This window comes from Pseudomonas sp. Snoq117.2 (genome assembly GCF_900110545.1).
GTDB classification, from domain to species: domain Bacteria; phylum Pseudomonadota; class Gammaproteobacteria; order Pseudomonadales; family Pseudomonadaceae; genus Chryseomonas; species Chryseomonas benzopyrenica.
On record NZ_FOED01000002.1, the window covers coordinates 191,009 to 210,647 of the forward strand.

A 19,639-nucleotide genomic window follows, 5' to 3' on the forward strand; every position below is an offset into this window, starting at 1 on the left:
AATGGATGCCCAGACCCACACCCTGCCCACTCCTACCCCTGGCACCCTGTGGCGCCAGGCGCTGCGGCAGGCCTTCGTCAAGCTCGACCCGCGCCAGCAGATCCGCTCGCCGGTGATGTTCGTGGTGGAGCTCACCGCGCTGTTCTCCACCCTGCTGTGCCTGGCGCCCAACAATGGCGTGAGCACCGGGGTGGCGGTGCAGATCACCCTCTGGCTATGGTTCACCCTGCTGTTCGCCAACTTCGCCGAAGCCCTCGCCGAGGGGCGCGGCAAAGCCCGCGCCGACAGCCTCAAGGGCATCGGCCAGAACCTTGCCGCGCGCCTGGAGGAAAACGGCGAGCACCGCATGGTGCCGGCCAGCTCGCTGCGCAAGGGCCAGATCGTGCGGGTGGAAGCCGGCGAGCTGATCCCCGGTGACAGCGAGATCATCGAAGGCGTGGCCGCGGTCAACGAGGCGGCCATTACCGGGGAATCGGCGCCGGTGATCCGCGAATCCGGCGGCGATCGCTCGGCGGTCACCGGCAACACCCGGGTGGTGTCGGACTGGATCCGGGTGCGAATCACCGCCAACCCCGGCGAATCGACCCTGGACCGCATGATCGCCCTGGTGGAAGGCGCCAAGCGCCAGAAGACCCCCAACGAGGTCGCGCTCGACATCCTGCTGATCGGCCTGACGCTGATCTTCCTGCTGGTGGTAGTGACCCTGCAGCCCTTCGCCGCCCTGGCCGGTGGCGAGCTGCCGCTGCTTTTTCTGGTGGCGCTGCTGGTAACGCTGATCCCCACCACCATCGGCGGCCTGCTCTCGGCCATTGGCATCGCCGGCATGGATCGCCTGGTGCGGCTCAACGTGATCGCCACCTCGGGGCGCGCCGTGGAAGCCGCCGGTGACGTCCATACCCTGTTGCTGGACAAGACCGGCACCATTACCTTCGGTAATCGCCGCTGCAGTGCCCTGTACGCGGCCCAGGGCATCACCCCCAAGGCCCTGACCGAAGGCGCCCTCTATGCCTCGCTGGCCGACGAGACCCCGGAAGGCCGCTCGGTGGTGGAGTACCTGCGCAACCTGCACCCGTTGGAAGAGCCGCCGCGCGCCCAGGTCGCGGCCATTCCCTTCAGCGCCGAGACGCGCCTGTCGGGCATCGACTGGCAGGGCCGTGAGTATCGCAAGGGTGCGGTGGACGCCGTGCTGATGTTTCTCGGCCAGACCCGTACCGACCTGCCCGAGGTGCTGGCCCGGGAGATCGAGACCATCGCCAAGAGTGGCGGCACCCCGCTGCTGGTCTGCGGCGAAGGCCGGCTACTGGGCGCCATCCACCTCAAGGACGTGGTCAAACCGGGCATCCGCGAGCGCTTCGCCGAGTTGCGCATCCTGGGCATCCGCACCGTGATGGTGACCGGCGACAACCCCCTGACCGCTACCGCCATCGCCGCCGAGGCCGGGGTGGACGACGTCATCGCCGAGGCCACGCCGGAAAAGAAGCTGGAGCGCATCCGGAGCGAACAGGCCGAGGGCAAGCTGGTAGCCATGTGCGGTGACGGCGCCAACGACGCACCGGCCCTGGCCCAGGCCGATGTCGGCATGGCGATGAACGACGGCACCCAGGCCGCCCGCGAGGCCGCCAACCTGGTGGATCTGGATTCGGACCCCACCAAGCTGCTCGACGTGGTGCAGGTGGGCAAGGAACTGCTGGTGACCCGCGGCGCCCTGACCACCTTCTCGGTGGCCAACGACGTGGCCAAGTACTTCGCTATCCTGCCCGCGCTGTTCGCCGGCATCTATCCGCAGCTCAACACGCTCAACGTGATGCACCTGGCCAGCCCGCAGAGCGCCATCCTGTCGGCCATCGTGTTCAACGCCCTGATCATCGTCGCGCTGATTCCCCTGGCGCTGCGCGGGGTGCGGGTCAAGGCCGCCAGCGCCGCCGCCCTGTTGCGCCGCAACCTGCTGATCTATGGGCTGGGCGGCATCGTCGTGCCCTTCATCGGCATCAAAGCTATCGACCTGGCGCTCGGCGCCCTGGGTCTGGTCTGAGGAGACCGCCATGCTCATGCAATTACGTTCCGCCGCGCTGATGCTCCTGTTGCTCAGCGCCCTGACCGGGGGCGCCTACCCCCTGCTGGTGACGGTGCTCGGCCAAGTGCTGTTCGCCGACCAGGCCGGCGGGAGCCTGATCCAGCGCGCCGACGGCAGCGTCCTCGGCTCACGCCTGATCGCGCAGAAATTCACCGGCCCCGAGTGGTTCCAGCCGCGCCCTTCCGCCGGCGACTACGCCACCGTCTCCAGCAGTGCCAGCAACCTGGCCCAATCGGCGCCGGGGCTGCGCGAACGGATCGAGAAGGCGCTGCCCGACGTGCAGGTGGCCGGCCAGGGCCCGGTGCCCCAGGAACTGGTGACCACCTCCGCCAGCGGCCTCGACCCGGACCTCACCCCGGCCGGCGCCCGCTATCAGATCGCCCGTATCGCCGCCGCGCGAGGTCTCCCACCGGAGCGGCTGGACGCCCTGGTGAGCGAGCAGACGCGCACCTCGCGCTTCGGTCCGTCAACGGTTAATGTCCTGCTTCTCAATCTGACCCTGGCGGAACTGGCTCCATGAGCGACAGCACCGGGCGCGCCGAAGCGCTGCTCGCCGAACACCGGGAAGGCCGCGGGCGCCTCAAGGTCTTCCTGGGGGCGGCGCCCGGCGTAGGCAAGACCTACGCCATGCTGCAGGCGGCCCAGACCGCCCTGCACCAGGGCCGTCGGGTGCGCGCCGGGATCGTCGAAACCCATGGGCGGCGGGAGACCGCCGCCCTTCTCGCCGGCTTGCCGCAGCAACCGTTGCGGCGGGTCGAGCACCGCGGCCTCAAGCTGACCGAACTGGATCTGGAAGGCCTGCTAGCCGATCCGCCGGAGCTGGTACTGGTCGACGAACTCGCCCACAGCAACGCTTCTGGCAGTCGCCATGCCAAGCGCTGGCAGGACGTGGAGGATCTGCTCGCCGCCGGCATCCACGTCTACACCACGGTCAATGTCCAGCATCTGGAAAGCCTCAACGACGAGGTGCGCGACATCACCGGCGTCCAGGTCCGCGAGACCGTGCCCGACCAGGTGCTGCTCGATGCCGATGACCTGGTGCTCATCGACCTGCCGCCGCGAGAGCTGCTGGAGCGGCTGCGCGAGGGCAAGGTCTATGTGCCCGAGCAGGCCCGCGCGGCCATCGATGCCTTCTTCAGCCAGACCAATCTCACCGCCCTGCGTGAACTGGCCATGCGCACCGCCGCAGCCCAGGTGGATTCGGCGCTCGCCCTGAGATACCGCCAGCAGGGCCAGGCTGCCCCGCCGCTGCTGGGCCGACTGATCGTCGGCGCCGGCACCGCGCCTTCGGCGGAGCGCCTGGTGCGCCATGCCAGTCGCCTCGCCGACCAGCGCCACCTGCCCTGGACCCTCGTCCACGTCGATACCGGCCAGCCGCTGGACGATGCTGCCCGCGCCAACCTCCAGGCTAGCCAACGCCTGGCCGAACGCCTGGGTGGCGAGGTGCTGACGCTGCGCGACAGCGATCCGGCCCGCGCCCTGGTCCGCCATGCCCGCGACCAGCGCGCCAGCGTGCTGCTGATCGGCCGCGGACGCCCGCGCGGCTTCAGTCTGCGGCGCCGCCTGGCCAGTCGCCTGCTGCGCCTGGCCCAGGGGCTGGAGATCGCCATCCTCGATCTGGATCGCGACGCCCCGGCCGCCGCCCGCCCGCGGCGGGCGATCAAACCCGGCCCCTATGGCGCCGCGATCCTGGCGACCACGGTAGCCGCGGCCATCGCCGAAGGCCTGTCCGGGCTGCTGGAACTGCCCAATATCTCGCTGATCTTTCTTGCCGCCGTCCTGCTGGTGGCGGTACGCAGCAGTCGCGGCCCGGCGCTGTTCTGCGCCCTGCTGGGCTTTCTCGCCTACGATTTCCTGTTCATTCCGCCGGCCTTCTCGCTGACCATCAACCGCGAGCAGGATGTCCTCACCCTGGCCTTCTTCCTGCTGATGGCGCTGCTCACCGGGGATCTAGCCGCTCGCCAGCGGCGCCAGCTGCAGGCGCTACGCCTGACCCAGCGCGAGACGCTGGCGCTACTGGACTTCACCCGTCAGCTGAGCGCCGCCAGCGATCGCCAGGCGGTGGTCAGTGTCACGCTCAAGCAATTGGGCGACGCGACTCGCCACGTCTGCCTGCTGCTGCCGGAAAAGGCCGGGCAGTTGGTGACCCAACCGGGCGATCTGATCCTGGCCGACAACGAACGCATCGCCGCCGAATGGGCCTGGAAGCAGGAAAAGCCAGCCGGTTGCGGCACCGACACCCTGCCCTCCGGCGGCTGGTGGTGGTGGCCGCTGCTGAGTGAGAGCGGCAGCTTGGCTGTGCTGGGCGTGCGACGGGACAACGCCCAACCCCTGGACCACGCGGAGCGTCGCCAGCTGGCCAGCCTGGCGCAGCCCCTGGGCCAGGCCCTGGCACGGGTCCGCCTCAGCGAGGATCTGGAGGCCGCCCGCCTGCACGGCGAGACCGAACAGCTGCGCAGCGCCCTGCTCGCCTCGGTGTCCCATGACCTGCGCACGCCGCTGACGGTGATGCGCGGCTCCATCGACGCCTTGGCCACCCTCGGGGACGCCATTCCCGCCAGCGATCGACAGGAATTGCTGGAAGCCACCCGCCAGGAGGCCGAACGCCTCGATCGCTATATCCAGAATCTGCTGGACATGACCCGCCTCGGTCACGGCAGTCTGCAGCTGGCCCGGGATTGGGTCGATCCTGGCGACATCCTCGCCAGCGCCCTGCAGCGCCTGCAGCCGCTGCTGACTGAATTGCAGGTAGCCACCCAGATCGAGGCGGGTCTGCCACTGCTCTGGGTGCATCCGGCGCTGATCGAACAGGCGCTGGTCAATGTGCTGGAGAACGCCATCCGCTTCTCCGCACCCGGCGGCCGGCTGGAAATCACCGTGCTGCGCCAGGGCAATGAACTGCAGCTGGCCGTGGCCGACGAAGGCCCGGGCATTCCGCCCGAGGACCGCGCGCGGATCTTCGACATGTTCTATACCGCCGCGCGGGGTGACCGGGGCGGCCAGGGCACCGGCCTGGGCCTGGCGATCTGCCAGGGCATGGTGGGGGCCCATGGCGGGCGGGTCAGCGTGGAAGACGGCCTGGACGGTCGTGGCACCACGCTGCGGATGCACCTGCCGCTACCGGCGGCGCCACCTGCGGAATAAGGCTGCGTATCCCTGCAGTACCAGACGCTATGATGATGCCCTCTTGCCTGGAAAGCCCCAGATGCCCGCTCACGTCCTCGTCATCGACGACGAACCCCAGATCCGCAAATTCCTGCGCATCAGCCTCGCGGCCCAGGGCTATCAGGTCAGTGAAGCCGCCACCGGCACCGAGGGCCTCGCCCAGGCGGCGCTGGGCCAGCCGGATCTGGTCATCCTCGACCTGGGCCTGCCCGATCGCGACGGCCAGGAGGTGCTGGTCGAATTGCGCGAATGGTCCGCGGTGCCGGTGCTGGTGCTGTCGGTGCGGGCGGACGAGCGCGAGAAGGTGCGCGCCCTGGATGCCGGCGCCAACGACTATGTGACCAAGCCCTTCGGTATCCAGGAATTCCTGGCGCGCAGTCGCGCCCTGCTGCGCCAGAGCCCGGCCACGGCGACCCCGCAGATCGCGGCCTTGGACGTGGGTGACTTGAGAGTGGATTTCGCCTATCGCCGGGTCACTCTGGCCGCGAGCGAGATCGCTCTGACGCGCAAGGAATACGCCGTGCTGGCTGCCCTCGCCCACTATCCAGGACGCGTAGTAACTCAGCGCCAGTTGCTGATCGATATCTGGGGCCCGACTCATGCGCAGGACAGTCATTATTTGCGCATCGTGATCGGCCATCTCCGACAGAAGTTGGCAGACGATCCGGTCGCCCCGCGTTATATCGTGACGGAGCCCGGTGTGGGCTATCGCCTGCGTTACGACGGTTAGTCCGCCTAGGCTGGATAGGATTCGTCCATTAAGAAAAGCACCTGCCCGGCCAGTCTTCACCACTTTCCGAAGCGCCTGCAAAAGCGCGACCGGCATGGCCTTCCAACCCCGACGTAGAAACATTGAAGATATGATGAATATGACCGGAATCGGCGACCAAGATGCGCATGGACGACAATCGCCCGATATTGGCGGTCTGATGCTGGCGGATTTGCGGAACGTGCTCAGGCGCCTCTAGCGGTAGAAAGATTCCGGTCGGTAGACACGTCTTGCACGGCACCGACCGAAACCCGGGTAACGCCTTACTGCAACCAGCCTTCCACGGTATCGGCGCCGTGTTCGGCCTTCCAAGCCTTGAGCACCTTGTGGTTGCCGCCCTTGGTCTCGATGATCTCGCCGGTCTTGGGGTGCTGATAACGCTTGGTGCTGCGTGGGCGACGCTTGCCAACCGGCTTTTCCGGATGCGGCGTCTGGGCCTTGTGCTTGGGGGCGGCGTTCGGATCCAGGATGCCGATGATATCGCCCAGGTTCATCTGGTATTCGTCCATCAACTCCTGCAGCTTGCTTTCGAATTCGATTTCCTTCTGCAGGGAACTGTCCTGTTTGAGGTCTTCGAGCAATTGCAGCTGAGCACGAAGTTGTTCTTCGGCAGCACGGAATTCGGCGAGACGGGACATGGACGCTCCTGACAACAACATGAAAAAGGGAATGTATGATTTCGCCCGCGGGCGAAACTTGAACGCGAAGATAAAGGATTGATGTCTTGGTTGCCAGTGGCAAATAACCTTTTTGAAAAATAGGGGGCATTATGCGCGATGGCAAGTTTGAATGTTAAGAAGACGTTAATCCAAGCCGATGAGTCGGTGCTGTCAGACGCCAATACTCAAGGTTTCCAGTGAATTAGGTAGTGGCAGGCTATAGCGCAAGGAAGACCGACCGATTAAAAGTTCCAATCTCAACTTGCATAATCAATGAGAACTCGGTTGAACCGCGGTCAGTTCCTTGGAAAAAGCGTTGGAGAAACGCGCTGGAATGGACCTCAGGCGGACGCATCCAGATCCAGCTGCGCTTCAGGCGCGGGCTGCCAATTGAAGGTATGGGCTATTACCCGCCGGTATTCAGTATCTATGGCCACCGGCGTTCGGCGAATATAGTCCCGCGCGTGAGCCTGGCGCTCAAGGTCGAGTTTACGCAGGTACTCGAGCGCCTCTTCCACGCTGGGCATGCGCTGATTGAGGCCACCGCTGCGCGGCGGCAAGGCAGTCCAGACCACCGCATCGAGCCCCTGCTCGCCTGCCCACGCTGCGATTCGTTGCTGGAATGGCGATTGCGGACCGCTTGGCCAGCTGCCAATGCACGCGGGCTGCTCGACTGGAACGCCTTCGCGCTCGCGCAGAGCTTCGCGGGCCGCTTCCAGGGTGTCGACCGCGAGAAAGGCCCAGAGTACCTGGACCTCGGCCACACCTTCGCAAAGCACGGTGGCCAATTCGCCGCTGTCGCCCTCCCGGGCGAATTCGATGGGCAACAGGGGGCCCTCGGCGAACCAGTCCGAGGCGACCGGCAATTCCGCCGCCTTCCAGATCAACGAACCCCAACCCAGACAGGCGATCTTCATGGCCACTCCCGTAAACCGACAATAGCCATTGGAGGCTACCGAAGCGTTGGGGTTTCCAGGCAGCAAGACTTGGCGACAAAAGTACCAGACGAAAAAAAGCGGCCACGAGGGCCGCTTCTTTCGATACCCGCGAGGCAGAGCTCGTGGGTGGTATATGGCGCAGCGGACGGGACTCGAACCCGCGACCCCCGGCGTGACAGGCCGGTATTCTAACCGACTGAACTACCGCTGCGCATGGAAGCCTTGCGGCATCCGGCTGGCAGTTGCCGAGAACCTGTTCAGCGGGGGTTCTCTGCACCAGCGGCGGCTAAGATACTGATTTATCAGGGAAGAAACAACAGGCGTAGAGAAAATATTTCTCGCCGTGCACCGGCGGCGGCGAAAGCCCGCGTCTCGTTCAGGCCGTGGCGCCAGCGGCCTGCTGCCTGAGCAGGCCGAGAAATCCTTCCAGGGCCGCGCTGGGTACCTGCCCCGTGCGCAGCAGGATACCGAAGGGCGTCAGGGGTTCGGTGATTTCCAGGTCGAGCGAGACCATCAGCCCGGTACGCAGGTGATCGCGCACCACCGCCTCGGTTAATACCAGGATGGCGTCGGTGATCTGCACCAGTTGCAGCATGGCGAACACCGAGCCGCATTCGATGACGTCTGCGGGGGGCGGCAGCTGACGGCGGGCGAAAGCCGCTTCCAGCGCCACCCGTGCCGGACTGGCCTCGGGTTGCAGGATCCACGGCCAGTCCGCCACCAGTTCCGCCAGATCGGGCGTGATGCGACCGGTCAGCGGATGTCCGGTACGCACCACCACGGCCAGATGCTCGTTGCCCAGTGGCTCGAAGACGAAACGCCCGCGGTCCGCCGGCTGGGTGAACCGGGCGATGGCCACGTCGATCCGTTCCTGCTCGAGCAATTCGGTGAGCTGATCGCTGGTGTCGCCTAGGATGCGTAGCTGCAGGCCCGGCTGGCGCGCCTTGCTTTCGGCGATAGCCCGCACCACGAGGTCGGGCAAGGCACCCATGATGGCGCCGATTGCGAGATGCCCGTACCCCCCGGCGCGTCGCGCATTGAGATCTTCGGCGCAACGATCCAGACCGTTGAGGGCGCGCCTGGCGAAGTCGAGGACCTCTTCTCCCAGCGCGGTCGCTTGCAACCCGCGCGCCTGACGCTCGAACAGCACGCAGCCAAAGGCCTCCTCCACGTCCTGCAGCATGCGCGTGGTGGCCGGCTGCGACATGTGCAGGGCTTCGGCAGCACGGTGCAGATTGCGGGTCCCGGCCAGGGTCACCAGCATCAGCAGGTGCTTGTAGCGCAGCCGGCCGAACAGCGCACGGGCATGGGGGGAAGCGTTCATCGGCAGCATCCTGGAGGCGCGAGCGGAGGCGTCCAGCCGGGCTCAACGGCTCTGGCCAGGCGGGTGAGGCATACCGATACCTTAAGGGTATCGGTCCTAAACAAAAAGCGATTATCCAGGCATTGCAACTGCGACTACCTTGAGCCGTGGCCGAATCACAACAACAAGAGAGATCGCCATGCACACCACCCTGTCACCGGGGCTGGTCGCCAAGGTCACCCGGCGCCTGCTGCCCTTCCTGCTGCTGATGTACGTCATGGCCTTTCTCGACCGGGCCAACGTAGGCTTCGCCAAGGTCGCCTTCCAGGCCGATACCGGCATCTCAGACGCGGCCTTCGCCTTTGGCGCCGGGGTCTTCTTCGTCGGCTACGCCTTTCTCGAGATTCCCAGCAATCTGATCATGCACCGCGTCGGCGCCCGGCTGTGGATGTGCCGGATCATGGTCAGCTGGGGCCTGATCTCCGCCGCCATGATGTTCGCCCACACGGCGACATCCTTCTATGTGCTGCGCTTCCTGCTCGGGGTGGCCGAAGCCGGCTTCTTCCCTGGCGTCATCCTCTACCTCACCTACTGGTTCCCCTCGCGCTATCGCGCCCGGGCACTGGGTTTCTTCTACTTCGGCGCGCCCCTGGCCTTCATCTTCGGCAGCCCGTTGTCGGGGCTGCTGCTGGAATTCGACGGCCTTGGCGGCCTGCACGGCTGGCAGTGGATGTTCCTGGTGGAAGGGGTGCTGGCCAGCCTGGTCGGTGTCTGGGCCTGGTTCTACCTGGACAATCGGCCGCGCGATGCCCGCTGGCTGAGCGACGCGGAAAAGCAGGCGCTGCAACAGGCGCTGGACGCCGAGGACGCCGCCAAGCCGCACCAGGGCGGGCTGCTGCGCCTGCTCGGTCAGCCGCGCATCCTCCTGCTGTGCAGTATCTACCTGCTGATCCAGGCCAGCGTCTATGGCGTGGTCTTCTATCTGCCGACTCAGGTCGCCGGGCTGCTCGGGCAAAAGGTCGGGCTGCTGGTCGGCCTGGTCTCGGCGATTCCCTGGGTCTGCGCCCTGCTCGCCGCCTGGCTGATCCCCAGTTGGTCGGATCGTACCGGCGAACGCCGCCGCACCGCGGCCGCCACCCTGGCCATTTCCGGGCTGGGCATCGCCGCCTCGGTGACCTTCTCGCCGCTCTATGCGCTGATCGCCCTGTGCTTCGCCGCCGCCGGCTTCATCGCCGTGCAGCCGCTGTTCTGGACCTTTCCGTCCGACCAGTTGCGCGGCAGCGCCGCGGCCGGCGGCATCGCCCTGATCAACACCTGCGGCGCCATCGGCGGCTTCATCGCGCCCCTGGCCAAGCGCTGGGCCGAGGTGACCTTCGCCCACCCCGGCGCCGGCCTCTATCTGCTCGCCGGGACCACCCTGGTGGCGGCCGCCCTGATTCTCGGCCTGCGCCAGCGTCGCCAGGCCGATCCCCAAGCCCAGCTCACGCCCAGTCACTAAGGGAGCCCTTTCCATGACCCTACCCACCATCAAGCAGGTTCGTGCCTACACCCTTCGTGGCGGCGGCGCCGATTATCACGACCAGGGCGACGGCCACTGGATCGACGACCACATCGCCACGCCCATGGCCAAGTACCCGGAATACCGCCAGAGCCGCCGCAGCTTCGGCATCAACGTGCTGGGCACCCTGGTGGTGGAAGTCGAGGCCAGTGACGGTACCGTGGGCTTCGCCGTCACCACCGGCGGCGAGCTGGGCGCCTTCATCGTCGAGCGACACCTGGCGCGCTTCCTGGAGGGCGCCAAGGTCACCGACCTGGAAAAGATCTGGGACCAGATGTACCTCTCGACTCTCTACTACGGCCGCAAGGGCATAGTGCTCAACACCATCTCCGGGGTGGATCTTGCGCTCTGGGACCTGCTCGGCAAGCTGCGCCAGGAACCGGTACACCAGCTGCTCGGCGGCGCCGTCCGTGACGAATTGCAGTTCTATGCCACCGGCGCGCGCCCGGACCTGGCTAAGGAGATGGGTTTCATCGGTGGCAAGCTGCCGCTGCAGCACGGCCCGGCCGAGGGCGAGGATGGCCTGCGCAAGAATCTCGAGGCCCTGGCGACCATGCGCGAACGGGTCGGCGACGACTTTTGGTTGATGCTCGACTGCTGGATGAGCCTGGACCTGAACTACGCCACCCGCCTGGCCCAGGGCGCCCATGAATTCGGCCTCAAGTGGATCGAGGAGGCATTGCCGCCGGACGACTACTGGGGCTATGCCGAACTCAGGCGCAACGTGCCGCGCGGGATGCTGGTCACCACCGGGGAGCACGAGGCCACCCGCTGGGGCTTCCGGCTACTGCTGGAGATGGGCTGCTGCGACATCCTCCAGCCCGACGTCGGCTGGTGCGGTGGCCTCACCGAGCTGGTCCGCATCTCGGCGCTGGCCGATGCCCACAACGCCCTGGTGGTGCCCCACGGCTCCTCGGTCTACAGCTACCACTTCGTCATCACCCGCACCAACAGCCCCTTCGCCGAGTTCCTGATGATGGCACCCAAGGCCGACGAGGTGGTGCCCATGTTCCATCCGCAACTGCTCGACGAACCCGTACCGGTGCGGGGCCGCATGCGCGCCTCGGCGCTGGATCGGCCTGGCTTCGGCGTGCGCCTCAATCCGGAGTGCGCCCTGGAACGACCCTATAGCCACTGAGGCGTTGCCCGGGAGGGCTGGATGAAAGCGACCCAAGATACCCTGGTGACACCGGTACCGGATGCGCGCCCCGCCGCGACGCCACTACCCCCCAAGAGTGCCCGCCTCAAGCGGGTGCAGGTAGTCGCGCTGGCGCTGCTGGTGCTGGCCGGCTTCGTCAACTACCTCGACCGCAGCACCCTGGCCATCGCCAACCAGACCATCAGCGGCGAGCTGGGCTTCACGCCGACCGAAATGGGCCTGCTGCTGTCGGCCTTCGCCTGGGCCTATGCCTTCGCGCAGTTGCCCATCGGCGGCTTGCTGGACCGCTTCGGCGCGCGCCTGACCCTGGGCCTGGGCATCTGCCTCTGGTCAATCGCCCAGGGCGTGCTGGGGCTGCTCAGCAGCCTGCACCTGATGATCCTCGCCCGCATCGGCCTGGGTATCGGCGAGGCGCCGCAATTCCCGGCCGGTGCCAAGGTGGTCAGCGAGTGGTTCAACGTCCGCGAACGCGGCCTGCCCTCCGGCATCTTCAACCTGTCGTCGTCCCTGGGGCCGGCGATCTCCCAGCCGATCCTCACCGCCCTGCTGCTCTGGCTCGGCTGGCGGCAGATGTTCATCGCCATGGGCGTGCTCGGTGTCCTGGTAGCGGCGCTCTGGTACCTGAGCTATCGCGACCGGGTGCAGGTGGCGCTGGACGCCGCCGAGCGGGCGCACCTGGACGCCGGCCTGCCGCCTCAGGACGCCGGTCTGCGGCTGACCTTCGCCGACTGGCTGGGGCTGTTCCGCCGCCGCCTGACCTGGGGCGTGGTGATTGGCTATGTGGGCATCATCTACATGCTGTCGCTGTTCCTGACCTGGCTGCCGGCCTACCTGGAACGGGTCCATCACCTGTCCCTGTCCCAGGCCGGTTGGGTCGCCAGCCTGCCGTTCCTGGCCGGGGCCTGTGGCGTCATCAGCGGCGGCCTGCTGGTGGATCGCCTGACCCGCAGCGGTCGCAGCCTGGCCTTCAGCCGCAAACTGCCGATCTGTGGCGGTCTTGCTGCGGCCGGGCTGTTCGCCCTGTGCAGCGCCGGGGTGACCGGCATCGGCAGCGTCATCCTCTGCTTCAGCCTGGCGTTGTTCAGCCTCAACGTGGCGGTAGCCGGCACCTGGTCGCTGGTCAGCGTCGCCGTGCCTTCGCACCAGGTGGCGTCCCTGGCCAGCATCCAGAATTTTGGCGGCTACTTCGGCGGCGCCTTCGCCCCGGTCATCACCGGCATGATCGTCCAGCAGACCGGCTCCTTTGGTCTCGCGCTGGGCATCGCCGCCGCCGTCGCGGTGGCCGGCGCCCTGAGCTATGGGCTGCTGGTGCGCCTCCCCGATACCCCTTCCTGAATCCTCCTGGAGACCGTCATGGATCTGCCCCGCAATCCCTTCAAGGCCCGCCTGGCGGGCAGCGACACCCTCTATGGCCTCTGGGCCGGTTTCGCCACCGGATACGCTGCCGAGATCGCTGCCAGTACCGGCTACGACTGGCTGCTGATCGACGGCGAGCACGCCCCCAATACGGTGCCGAGCATCCTCGCGCAATTGCAGGCGGTGGCGCCTTATTCCACGGCACCGGTGGTGCGCTGCGTGACCGGCGATGCGGTGCTGATCAAGCAATTGTTGGACATCGGCGTGCAGACGCTGATGGTGCCCATGGTGGAGACCGCCGAGCAGGCCCGCGCCCTGGTACGAGCCATGCGCTATCCGCCCCACGGCATCCGTGGCGTCGGCGGCGGCCTGGCCCGCGCCACCCGGTGGGACGCAGTGCCCGACTACCTGCACACCGCCCATAGCGAGCTGTGCCTGATCGTCCAGGTGGAATCGCGCCTGGGCAGCGACAATGTCGCCGAGATCGCTGCGGTGGAGGGGGTGGACGCCGTCTTCGTCGGTCCGGCGGACCTCTCCAGTGGCCTGGGGCATGCCGGTAATCCGGGCCACCCGGAGGTCCAGGCGCGCATCCGCGCCGCCATCGAGGCGACCCGCGCTGCCGGCAAGGTGGCCGGGATCCTGGCGCCCCAGGAAGACGATGCCCGGCGCTATCGCGACTGGGGGTGCCAGTTCGTTGCCGTCGGCATCGACATCAGCCTGTTCCGCCAGGCGGCGCTGGCCAACCTGGCCCGCTATCGCCCCCTCGAAGTGCCCCAGGCGCCCTCTCGCACCTACTGACCCGGAGTTCGCCATGGCCGATCTGCCCCTCTACCAGAACTACATCGATGGCCGTTTCCTGCCGGCCGCCGAGGACTTTCTCGTCCATAACCCGGCCACCGGCGAGGCCCTGGCCCGGGTGCCGGCGTCCAGTCGCGAAGACGTCGATCAGGCGATCGCCGCCGCCCGCCGTGCCCAGAAGGCCTGGGCACGGAAACCAGCCATCGAGCGCGCCGGCTATCTACGGCGCATCGCGGCAAAGCTGCGCGAGCACGCACCGCGGCTGGCCCGGACCATTGTCGCCGAACAGGGCAAGGTCCATGACCTGGCCGAGGTGGAGGTCAATTTCACCGCCGACTATCTCGACTACATGGCCGAGTGGGCGCGGCGCATCGAAGGCGAAATCATCACCAGCGACCGACCCGACGAGCAGATCTTTCTACTGCGCAAGCCGCTGGGCGTGGTGGCCGGCATCCTGCCCTGGAACTTCCCCTTCTTCCTGATCGCCCGCAAGCTGGCGCCGGCGCTGATCACCGGCAACACCATCGTCATCAAGCCCAGCGAAGAAACCCCGATCAATGCCCATGAATTCGCCCGCCTGGTGGCCGAGACCGACCTGCCGCCCGGGGTCTTCAACCTGGTCAGCGGTGCCGGCGCCGTGGGGGGCCAGCTCAGTGCCCATGCCGGCATCGACATGGTCAGCTTTACCGGCAGCGTCGGCACCGGCTCGCGGATCATGGCCGCTGCGGCACCGAATCTGACCAAGCTCAACCTGGAGCTGGGCGGCAAGGCGCCGGCCATTGTCCTGGCCGATGCCGACCTGGACCTGGCGGTCCGGGCGATCCGTGACTCGCGCATCATCAACACCGGCCAGGTGTGCAATTGCGCCGAGCGGGTCTATGTGGAACGCGCGGTGGCCGAGGACTTCATCGAGCGCATCGGCCGCGCCATGGCCGCCACCCGCTATGGCGACCCCCAGGCTGATGCTGGCGTGGAGATGGGGCCGTTGATCAACGCCGCCGGCCTGGACAAGGTGGCGGCCAAGGTCGATGTCGCCCTCGGCCAGGGCGCTCGCCTGGTCACCGGCGGCAGCCGCGCCGACCTGGGTCGCGGCTTTCACTTCCAGCCCACGGTACTGGCGGACTGTCGCGCCGAGATGCCGATCATGCGCGAGGAGATCTTCGGCCCGGTGCTGCCGATCCAGGTGGTGGACGATCTCGACGAAGCCATCGCCCTGGCCAACGACTGCGAATACGGCCTGACCTCCTCCGTCTATACGCGCAGCCTGAGCAAGGCCATGCACGCCATGCGCGAGATCGACTTCGGCGAGACCTACATCAACCGGGAAAACTTCGAGGCCATGCAGGGCTTTCACGCCGGGGTGCGCAAGTCCGGCATCGGTGGTGCCGACGGCAAGCACGGGCTCTATGAGTACACCCACACCCAGGTGGTCTATCTGCAGGGCTAGGGGTCGAGGCTGGTGGCTACCCGCTTCGCTCGAATGTTCCTGGGCGAACGCGGGTCGAAACAGGCGCAATCCAAGATCAGGCACGGGCCAGCGGCCCCAGGGAGACCAGATGCAGAACTACCACATCGTACCTACCGACACCGGCTGGGAATTCAAGGAAGAGCACGGCGATCGCGCCCTGCTCAAGGCCTCTACCAAGGACGCCATCGTCCACCAGGCTGCGCAGTTCATGGACGGCAAGACCGGCAGCGTCAAGATCCACACCAGCGACGGTCGTATCGAGGAAGAGCGCACCTATCCGCGCAGTGCGGATCCGGCGCAGTCCAAGGGCTGACTCCAAGCAGGTGCCTCCGCTATCCCGCCGCCGATACCAGAAACTGCCGAAACGCCTGGGCCCCAGGGCTCAGGCGTTCCTCGGGACTCCAGATCAGGCCCAGCTCCATGGGTGGGATGGCATCGGCCACCGGGCGGGCTTCCAGCTTGCGCCCTTCCAGGGACCAGCCGCGATAGAGCATGTCGGACAGAATGGTCACGCCAAAGCCATGGGCGACCAGGCCGCGCAGGGACTCCATGGACGAGGTCTTGAACACCACGTTGGGTTCCAGGCCGGCCGCGCGCCAGTAGCGCAGCGTGGAGGTTTCCCCTTCGTCCACCGTGGCGAGGATATAGGGATAGGGCGCGATGTCGGCCAGGGTGACGCGTTCCGGAGCCAGCAGCGGATGAGCGCTGGGCAGCCAGAGCTGGCGCGGCGAGCGCATCAACAGATGCCGCTCGAAGGGCTGGGCGGCGTCGACGTTGGAGATGACCGTGAGGCCGAGCTCCAGGGTGCCATCGTTGATGCCCGCCTCGATACTGGGTCGATCCATGTCGCGCAGGTCGATGTCGATCTGCGGATAGCTGCGCTTGAAGCGCGCCAGCAGGGTCGGCAGGTAGTAGCCGAGCACCGCATAGGAAGCGCCGACCCGGGCCTGGCCGGTCAGGGCATGACTCTGGAACAGCGGCTGACTCACGGCGTCTTGCAGGGTGTCGAGGATGTGTCGGGCATGGTGGTAGAACTGGTGCCCCTCGGCGGTCAGCTTGACTCCATGGGGCAGTCGCTCGAACAACCGCACCGCAAGCGTCGTCTCCAACTGGCTGACCGCCGTGGTCACCGCCGACTGGCTGACGTTGACCGCGCTGGCGGCCAGGGAAAACTGGCTGTTCTCGGCGGCGGCGACGAAATAGCGCAGTTGCCGCATCGAGATGTCCTTGTGCAGTGCCATCTGATTTTCCAATACCTGGATTCTATTTTTATCGTTTCACGATAGCGCATTTCCTCTCCTAGACTCAGAGGCACAGGCGCGCCGCCTTCCTCTCGCGGTCGCCATGACAAGAATAATGAACAGGAGGACGGACCATGCGCGCCCTGGCGCCCGCGTTCCGCAGCCGCGCTCCGTGCGCACCCTTGTCCTGCCGTTGGCCGCCCTGCCCGACGGTTTTCCAGCGTCCACCTGCGCGCCACGCCCGCGCCTGGTCATCAGCGCTGCCCCGCCCTGTTTTTTTCAGCTCCGCGCCGTACCGGGTGGCCGCCCCATGCGCGCCCGATCGGCCGACCGCTCTCACCCGACAATCCCAACAATAGGTGACCCCATGAGCTACCCGAGTCTCAACTTCGCCCTGGGCGAGACCCTCGATCTGCTGCGCGATCAGGTGCGCACCCTGGTCGCCCGCGAAGTAGCGCCTCGCGCGGGCGAGATCGATGCCAGCAACAGCTTTCCCATGGACCTGTGGCGCACCTTTGGTGACCTGGGCTTGCTCGGCATCACCGTGGGCGAGGAGTACGGCGGCTCCGGACTCGGCTATCTCGCCCATGCAGTGGTCATGGAGGAGATCAGCCGCGGCTCCGCCTCGGTCGCCCTCTCCTATGGCGCCCACTCCAACCTCTGCGTCAACCAGATCCATCGCAACGGCACCATGGAGCAGAAGGCGCGCTACCTGCCCCGGCTGGTCAGCGGCGAGCACGTCGGCGCCCTGGCCATGAGCGAGCCCAACGCCGGTTCGGACGTGGTCTCCATGAAGCTACGCGCCGAGCGGCGTGGCGATCGCTTCGTGCTCAATGGCAGCAAGACCTGGATCACCAACGGTCCCGATGCCCATACCTATGTGATCTACGCCAAGACCGAGCCGGAACAAGGCGCCCATGGCATCACCGCCTTCATCGTCGAGCGTGACTGGACCGGTTTCAGCCGCGGCAGTAAGTTCGACAAGCTGGGCATGCGCGGCTCCAACACCTGCGAGCTGTTCTTCGACGACGTCGAGGTGCCGGAGGACAACGTGCTGGGGCAGGTGAACGGGGGCGTGAGGGTGCTGATGAGCGGCCTGGACTACGAGCGCGTAGTCCTCGCCGGCGGCCCGGTGGGCATCATGCAGGCCTGCCTGGACGTGGTCCTGCCCTACGTCCATGACCGCAAGCAATTCGGCCAGAGCATCGGCGAATTCCAGCTGATCCAAGGCAAGGTGGCCGACCTCTACACCGGTCTCAATGCCAGCCGTGCCTATCTCTATGCCGTGGCCCAGGCCTGCGACCGTGGCGAGACCACCCGCAAGGACGCCGCCGGGGTGATTCTCTACACCGCAGAGAAGGCTACCCAGATGGCCCTGGAAGCCATCCAGATTCTAGGTGGCAACGGCTATATCAACGAGTACCCCACCGGCCGCCTACTACGCGACGCCAAGCTCTACGAGATCGGCGCCGGCACCAGCGAGATCCGCCGCATGCTGATCGGGCGCGAGCTGTTCAACGAAACCCGGTGAGGAGCCTGCCATGACCGTGCTGACCTCCACCCTGAACCGGCGTGCCCCGGACTATCAACGCAATGCCGCCGTCATGGCCGAGCAATTGGCCCGGCTCGACCAGCTCCTGGCGCACATCCGTGAAGGCGGCGGGCCCAAGGCCCAGGCACGCCATACCGCCCGCGGCAAGCTGCTGCCCCGCGAGCGCATCGACCAGCTGCTGGACCCCGGCTCGCCCTTCCTGGAGATCGGCGCCCTGGCGGCCCTCGACGTCTATGAGGAAGAGGTACCAGCGGCCGGGGTGGTAGCCGGCATCGGCCGCATCGAGGGCATCGAGTGCATGATCATCGCCAACGACGCCACGGTGAAGGGCGGCTCCTACTATCCGCTGACGGTGAAGAAGCACCTGCGCGCCCAGGCCATCGCCCTGCAGAATCGCCTGCCCTGCCTCTATCTGGTGGATTCCGGCGGCGCCAACCTGCCGCGCCAGGAAGAGGTCTTCCCCGACCGCGAGCACTTCGGGCGGATCTTCTTCAACCAGGCGACCATGAGTGCCCAGGGCATCCCACAGATCGCCGTGGTGATGGGCTCTTGTACCGCTGGCGGCGCCTATGTGCCGGCCATGAGCGACGAGACCATCATGGTGCGCCAGCAGGCCACCATCTTTCTCGCCGGGCCGCCGCTGGTGAAGGCGGCGACCGGCGAGGTGGTCAGTGCCGAGGAACTGGGCGGCGCCGATGTCCACTGCCGTACCTCCGGCGTGGCCGACCACTATGCCGAGAACGACACCCATGCCCTGGCCCTGGCGCGGCGCTGCATCGCCAACCTCAACTGGCGCAAGCTGGGTGAGTTACAGCTCAAGGCGCCAATCGCCCCGCTGTATCCGGCCGAGGACCTTTACGGCCTGGTCCCGGCCGATCCCAAGCAGCCGCTGGAGGTGCGCGAGGTGATCGCCCGGCTGGTGGACGGCAGCGTCTTCGATGAATTCAAAGCGCAGTTCGGCACCACCCTGGTCTGTGGCTTCGCCCATCTGCAGGGTCATCCGGTGGCCATCCTCGGCAACAACGGCATTCTCTTCGCCGAATCGGCGCAGAAAGGCGCGCACTTCATCGAGCTGGCCTGCCAGAGGCGCATCCCCCTGCTCTTCCTGCAGAACATCACCGGCTTCATGGTCGGGAAGAAATACGAGGAAGGCGGCATCGCCAAGCACGGCGCCAAGCTAGTCACCGCAGTGGCCTGCGCCCGGGTGCCCAAGTTCACCGTGATCATCGGCGGCAGCTTTGGCGCCGGCAACTACGGCATGTGCGGTCGCGCCTACGATCCTCGCTTCCTGTGGATGTGGCCCAACGCACGCATCGGCGTGATGGGTGCCGAGCAGGCGGCCGGGGTGCTGGTGCAGGTCAAGCGTGAGCAGGCCGAACGTGCCGGAGAAGCCTTCGACGACGAAGAGACGGCGCGCATCAAGGCACCCATCGTCGAGCAGTACGAGCGTCAGGCCCATGCCCACTATTCCAGCGCGCGCCTATGGGACGACGGAGTGATCGACCCGGCCCAGACCCGCGAGGTCCTCGCCCTGGCGCTGTCGGCCAGTCTCAACGCCCCCCTCGAGCCGACGACCTTCGGCGTCTTCCGGATGTAGGC

General features: G+C 66.7%; 16 protein-coding genes and 1 tRNA gene. 12 read left to right on the plus strand and 5 right to left on the minus strand.

Features of this window, described 5'->3' with window-relative positions; translation table 11 throughout:
• Position 1: 1 nt before the first annotated feature.
• From kdpB to BMZ43_RS06835, 4 genes are all read left to right on the plus strand, one after another.
• Complete coding sequence (gene kdpB / locus BMZ43_RS06820) at positions 2–2,032, plus strand: potassium-transporting ATPase subunit KdpB (RefSeq protein ID WP_093251417.1); 2,031 nt, start codon at positions 2–4, stop codon at positions 2,030–2,032.
• Positions 2,033–2,042: 10 nt separating this feature from the next.
• Positions 2,043–2,594, plus strand: a complete 552-nt coding sequence (gene kdpC / locus BMZ43_RS06825; protein WP_093251420.1) for a potassium-transporting ATPase subunit KdpC — start codon at positions 2,043–2,045, stop codon at positions 2,592–2,594.
• Complete coding sequence (locus BMZ43_RS06830) at positions 2,591–5,218, plus strand: sensor histidine kinase (protein ID WP_093251430.1); 2,628 nt, start codon at positions 2,591–2,593, stop codon at positions 5,216–5,218. Before kdpC ends, BMZ43_RS06830 begins: the two co-directional genes overlap by 4 nt.
• A gap of 61 nt (positions 5,219–5,279) precedes the next feature.
• Positions 5,280–5,969 carry a response regulator gene (locus BMZ43_RS06835; RefSeq protein WP_064308595.1) on the plus strand — a complete coding sequence of 230 codons (690 nt, stop codon included), beginning with the start codon at positions 5,280–5,282 and terminating at the stop codon, positions 5,967–5,969.
• Between the two features lie 302 nt (positions 5,970–6,271).
• Here BMZ43_RS06835 and BMZ43_RS06840 read toward each other — a convergent pair whose 3' ends face one another.
• The 4 genes from BMZ43_RS06840 to BMZ43_RS06855 form a co-directional block, all read right to left on the minus strand.
• Positions 6,272–6,646 carry a histone-like nucleoid-structuring protein, MvaT/MvaU family gene (locus tag BMZ43_RS06840; RefSeq protein ID WP_017640462.1) on the minus strand — a complete coding sequence of 125 codons (375 nt, stop codon included), beginning with the start codon at positions 6,644–6,646 and terminating at the stop codon, positions 6,272–6,274.
• Positions 6,647–7,008: 362 nt separating this feature from the next.
• Positions 7,009–7,584, minus strand: a complete 576-nt coding sequence (locus tag BMZ43_RS06845; protein ID WP_093251434.1) for a hypothetical protein — start codon at positions 7,582–7,584, stop codon at positions 7,009–7,011.
• A gap of 155 nt (positions 7,585–7,739) precedes the next feature.
• Positions 7,740–7,816: transfer RNA gene (locus BMZ43_RS06850), tRNA-Asp, on the minus strand.
• Positions 7,817–7,981: 165 nt separating this feature from the next.
• The gene (locus BMZ43_RS06855) at positions 7,982–8,929 is read right to left on the minus strand and encodes a LysR family transcriptional regulator (protein WP_093251439.1); all 948 of its coding nucleotides are present in this window, start codon (positions 8,927–8,929) and stop codon (positions 7,982–7,984) included.
• Between the two features lie 178 nt (positions 8,930–9,107).
• Between BMZ43_RS06855 and BMZ43_RS06860 the strand changes: the two genes are divergently transcribed.
• The 6 genes from BMZ43_RS06860 (at position 9,108) to BMZ43_RS06885 (ending at position 15,560) form a co-directional block, all read left to right on the plus strand.
• Positions 9,108–10,406, plus strand: coding sequence for an MFS transporter (locus BMZ43_RS06860; protein WP_093251444.1), 1,299 nt, complete (start codon positions 9,108–9,110; stop codon positions 10,404–10,406).
• A gap of 13 nt (positions 10,407–10,419) precedes the next feature.
• On the plus strand, positions 10,420–11,604 hold the full coding sequence (gene rhmD, locus BMZ43_RS06865) for an L-rhamnonate dehydratase (RefSeq protein ID WP_064308598.1): 1,185 nt from the start codon (positions 10,420–10,422) through the stop codon (positions 11,602–11,604).
• Between the two features lie 21 nt (positions 11,605–11,625).
• Positions 11,626–12,960: an MFS transporter gene (locus tag BMZ43_RS06870; RefSeq protein ID WP_093251449.1), complete on the plus strand. Its 1,335-nt coding sequence runs from the start codon at positions 11,626–11,628 to the stop codon at positions 12,958–12,960.
• A gap of 18 nt (positions 12,961–12,978) precedes the next feature.
• Complete coding sequence (locus BMZ43_RS06875) at positions 12,979–13,779, plus strand: aldolase/citrate lyase family protein (protein WP_093251454.1); 801 nt, start codon at positions 12,979–12,981, stop codon at positions 13,777–13,779.
• A 13-nt stretch (positions 13,780–13,792) separates the two neighbouring features.
• Positions 13,793–15,226 carry an aldehyde dehydrogenase gene (gene aldA / locus BMZ43_RS06880; protein WP_093251457.1) on the plus strand — a complete coding sequence of 478 codons (1,434 nt, stop codon included), beginning with the start codon at positions 13,793–13,795 and terminating at the stop codon, positions 15,224–15,226.
• 109 nt (positions 15,227–15,335) lie between these two features.
• On the plus strand, positions 15,336–15,560 hold the full coding sequence (locus tag BMZ43_RS06885; RefSeq protein WP_064308602.1) for a DUF2188 domain-containing protein: 225 nt from the start codon (positions 15,336–15,338) through the stop codon (positions 15,558–15,560).
• A gap of 19 nt (positions 15,561–15,579) precedes the next feature.
• On the opposite strand, the gene BMZ43_RS06890 is transcribed toward BMZ43_RS06885, so the two are convergent.
• Positions 15,580–16,488 carry a LysR family transcriptional regulator gene (locus BMZ43_RS06890; RefSeq protein ID WP_064308603.1) on the minus strand — a complete coding sequence of 303 codons (909 nt, stop codon included), beginning with the start codon at positions 16,486–16,488 and terminating at the stop codon, positions 15,580–15,582.
• Positions 16,489–16,855: 367 nt separating this feature from the next.
• On the opposite strand from BMZ43_RS06890, the gene BMZ43_RS06895 reads away from it, so the two are divergent.
• Positions 16,856–18,019 carry an isovaleryl-CoA dehydrogenase gene (locus tag BMZ43_RS06895; protein ID WP_093251461.1) on the plus strand — a complete coding sequence of 388 codons (1,164 nt, stop codon included), beginning with the start codon at positions 16,856–16,858 and terminating at the stop codon, positions 18,017–18,019.
• 10 nt (positions 18,020–18,029) lie between these two features.
• The gene (locus BMZ43_RS06900; protein WP_064308605.1) at positions 18,030–19,637 is read left to right on the plus strand and encodes a carboxyl transferase domain-containing protein; all 1,608 of its coding nucleotides are present in this window, start codon (positions 18,030–18,032) and stop codon (positions 19,635–19,637) included.
• Positions 19,638–19,639: the final 2 nt, after the last annotated feature.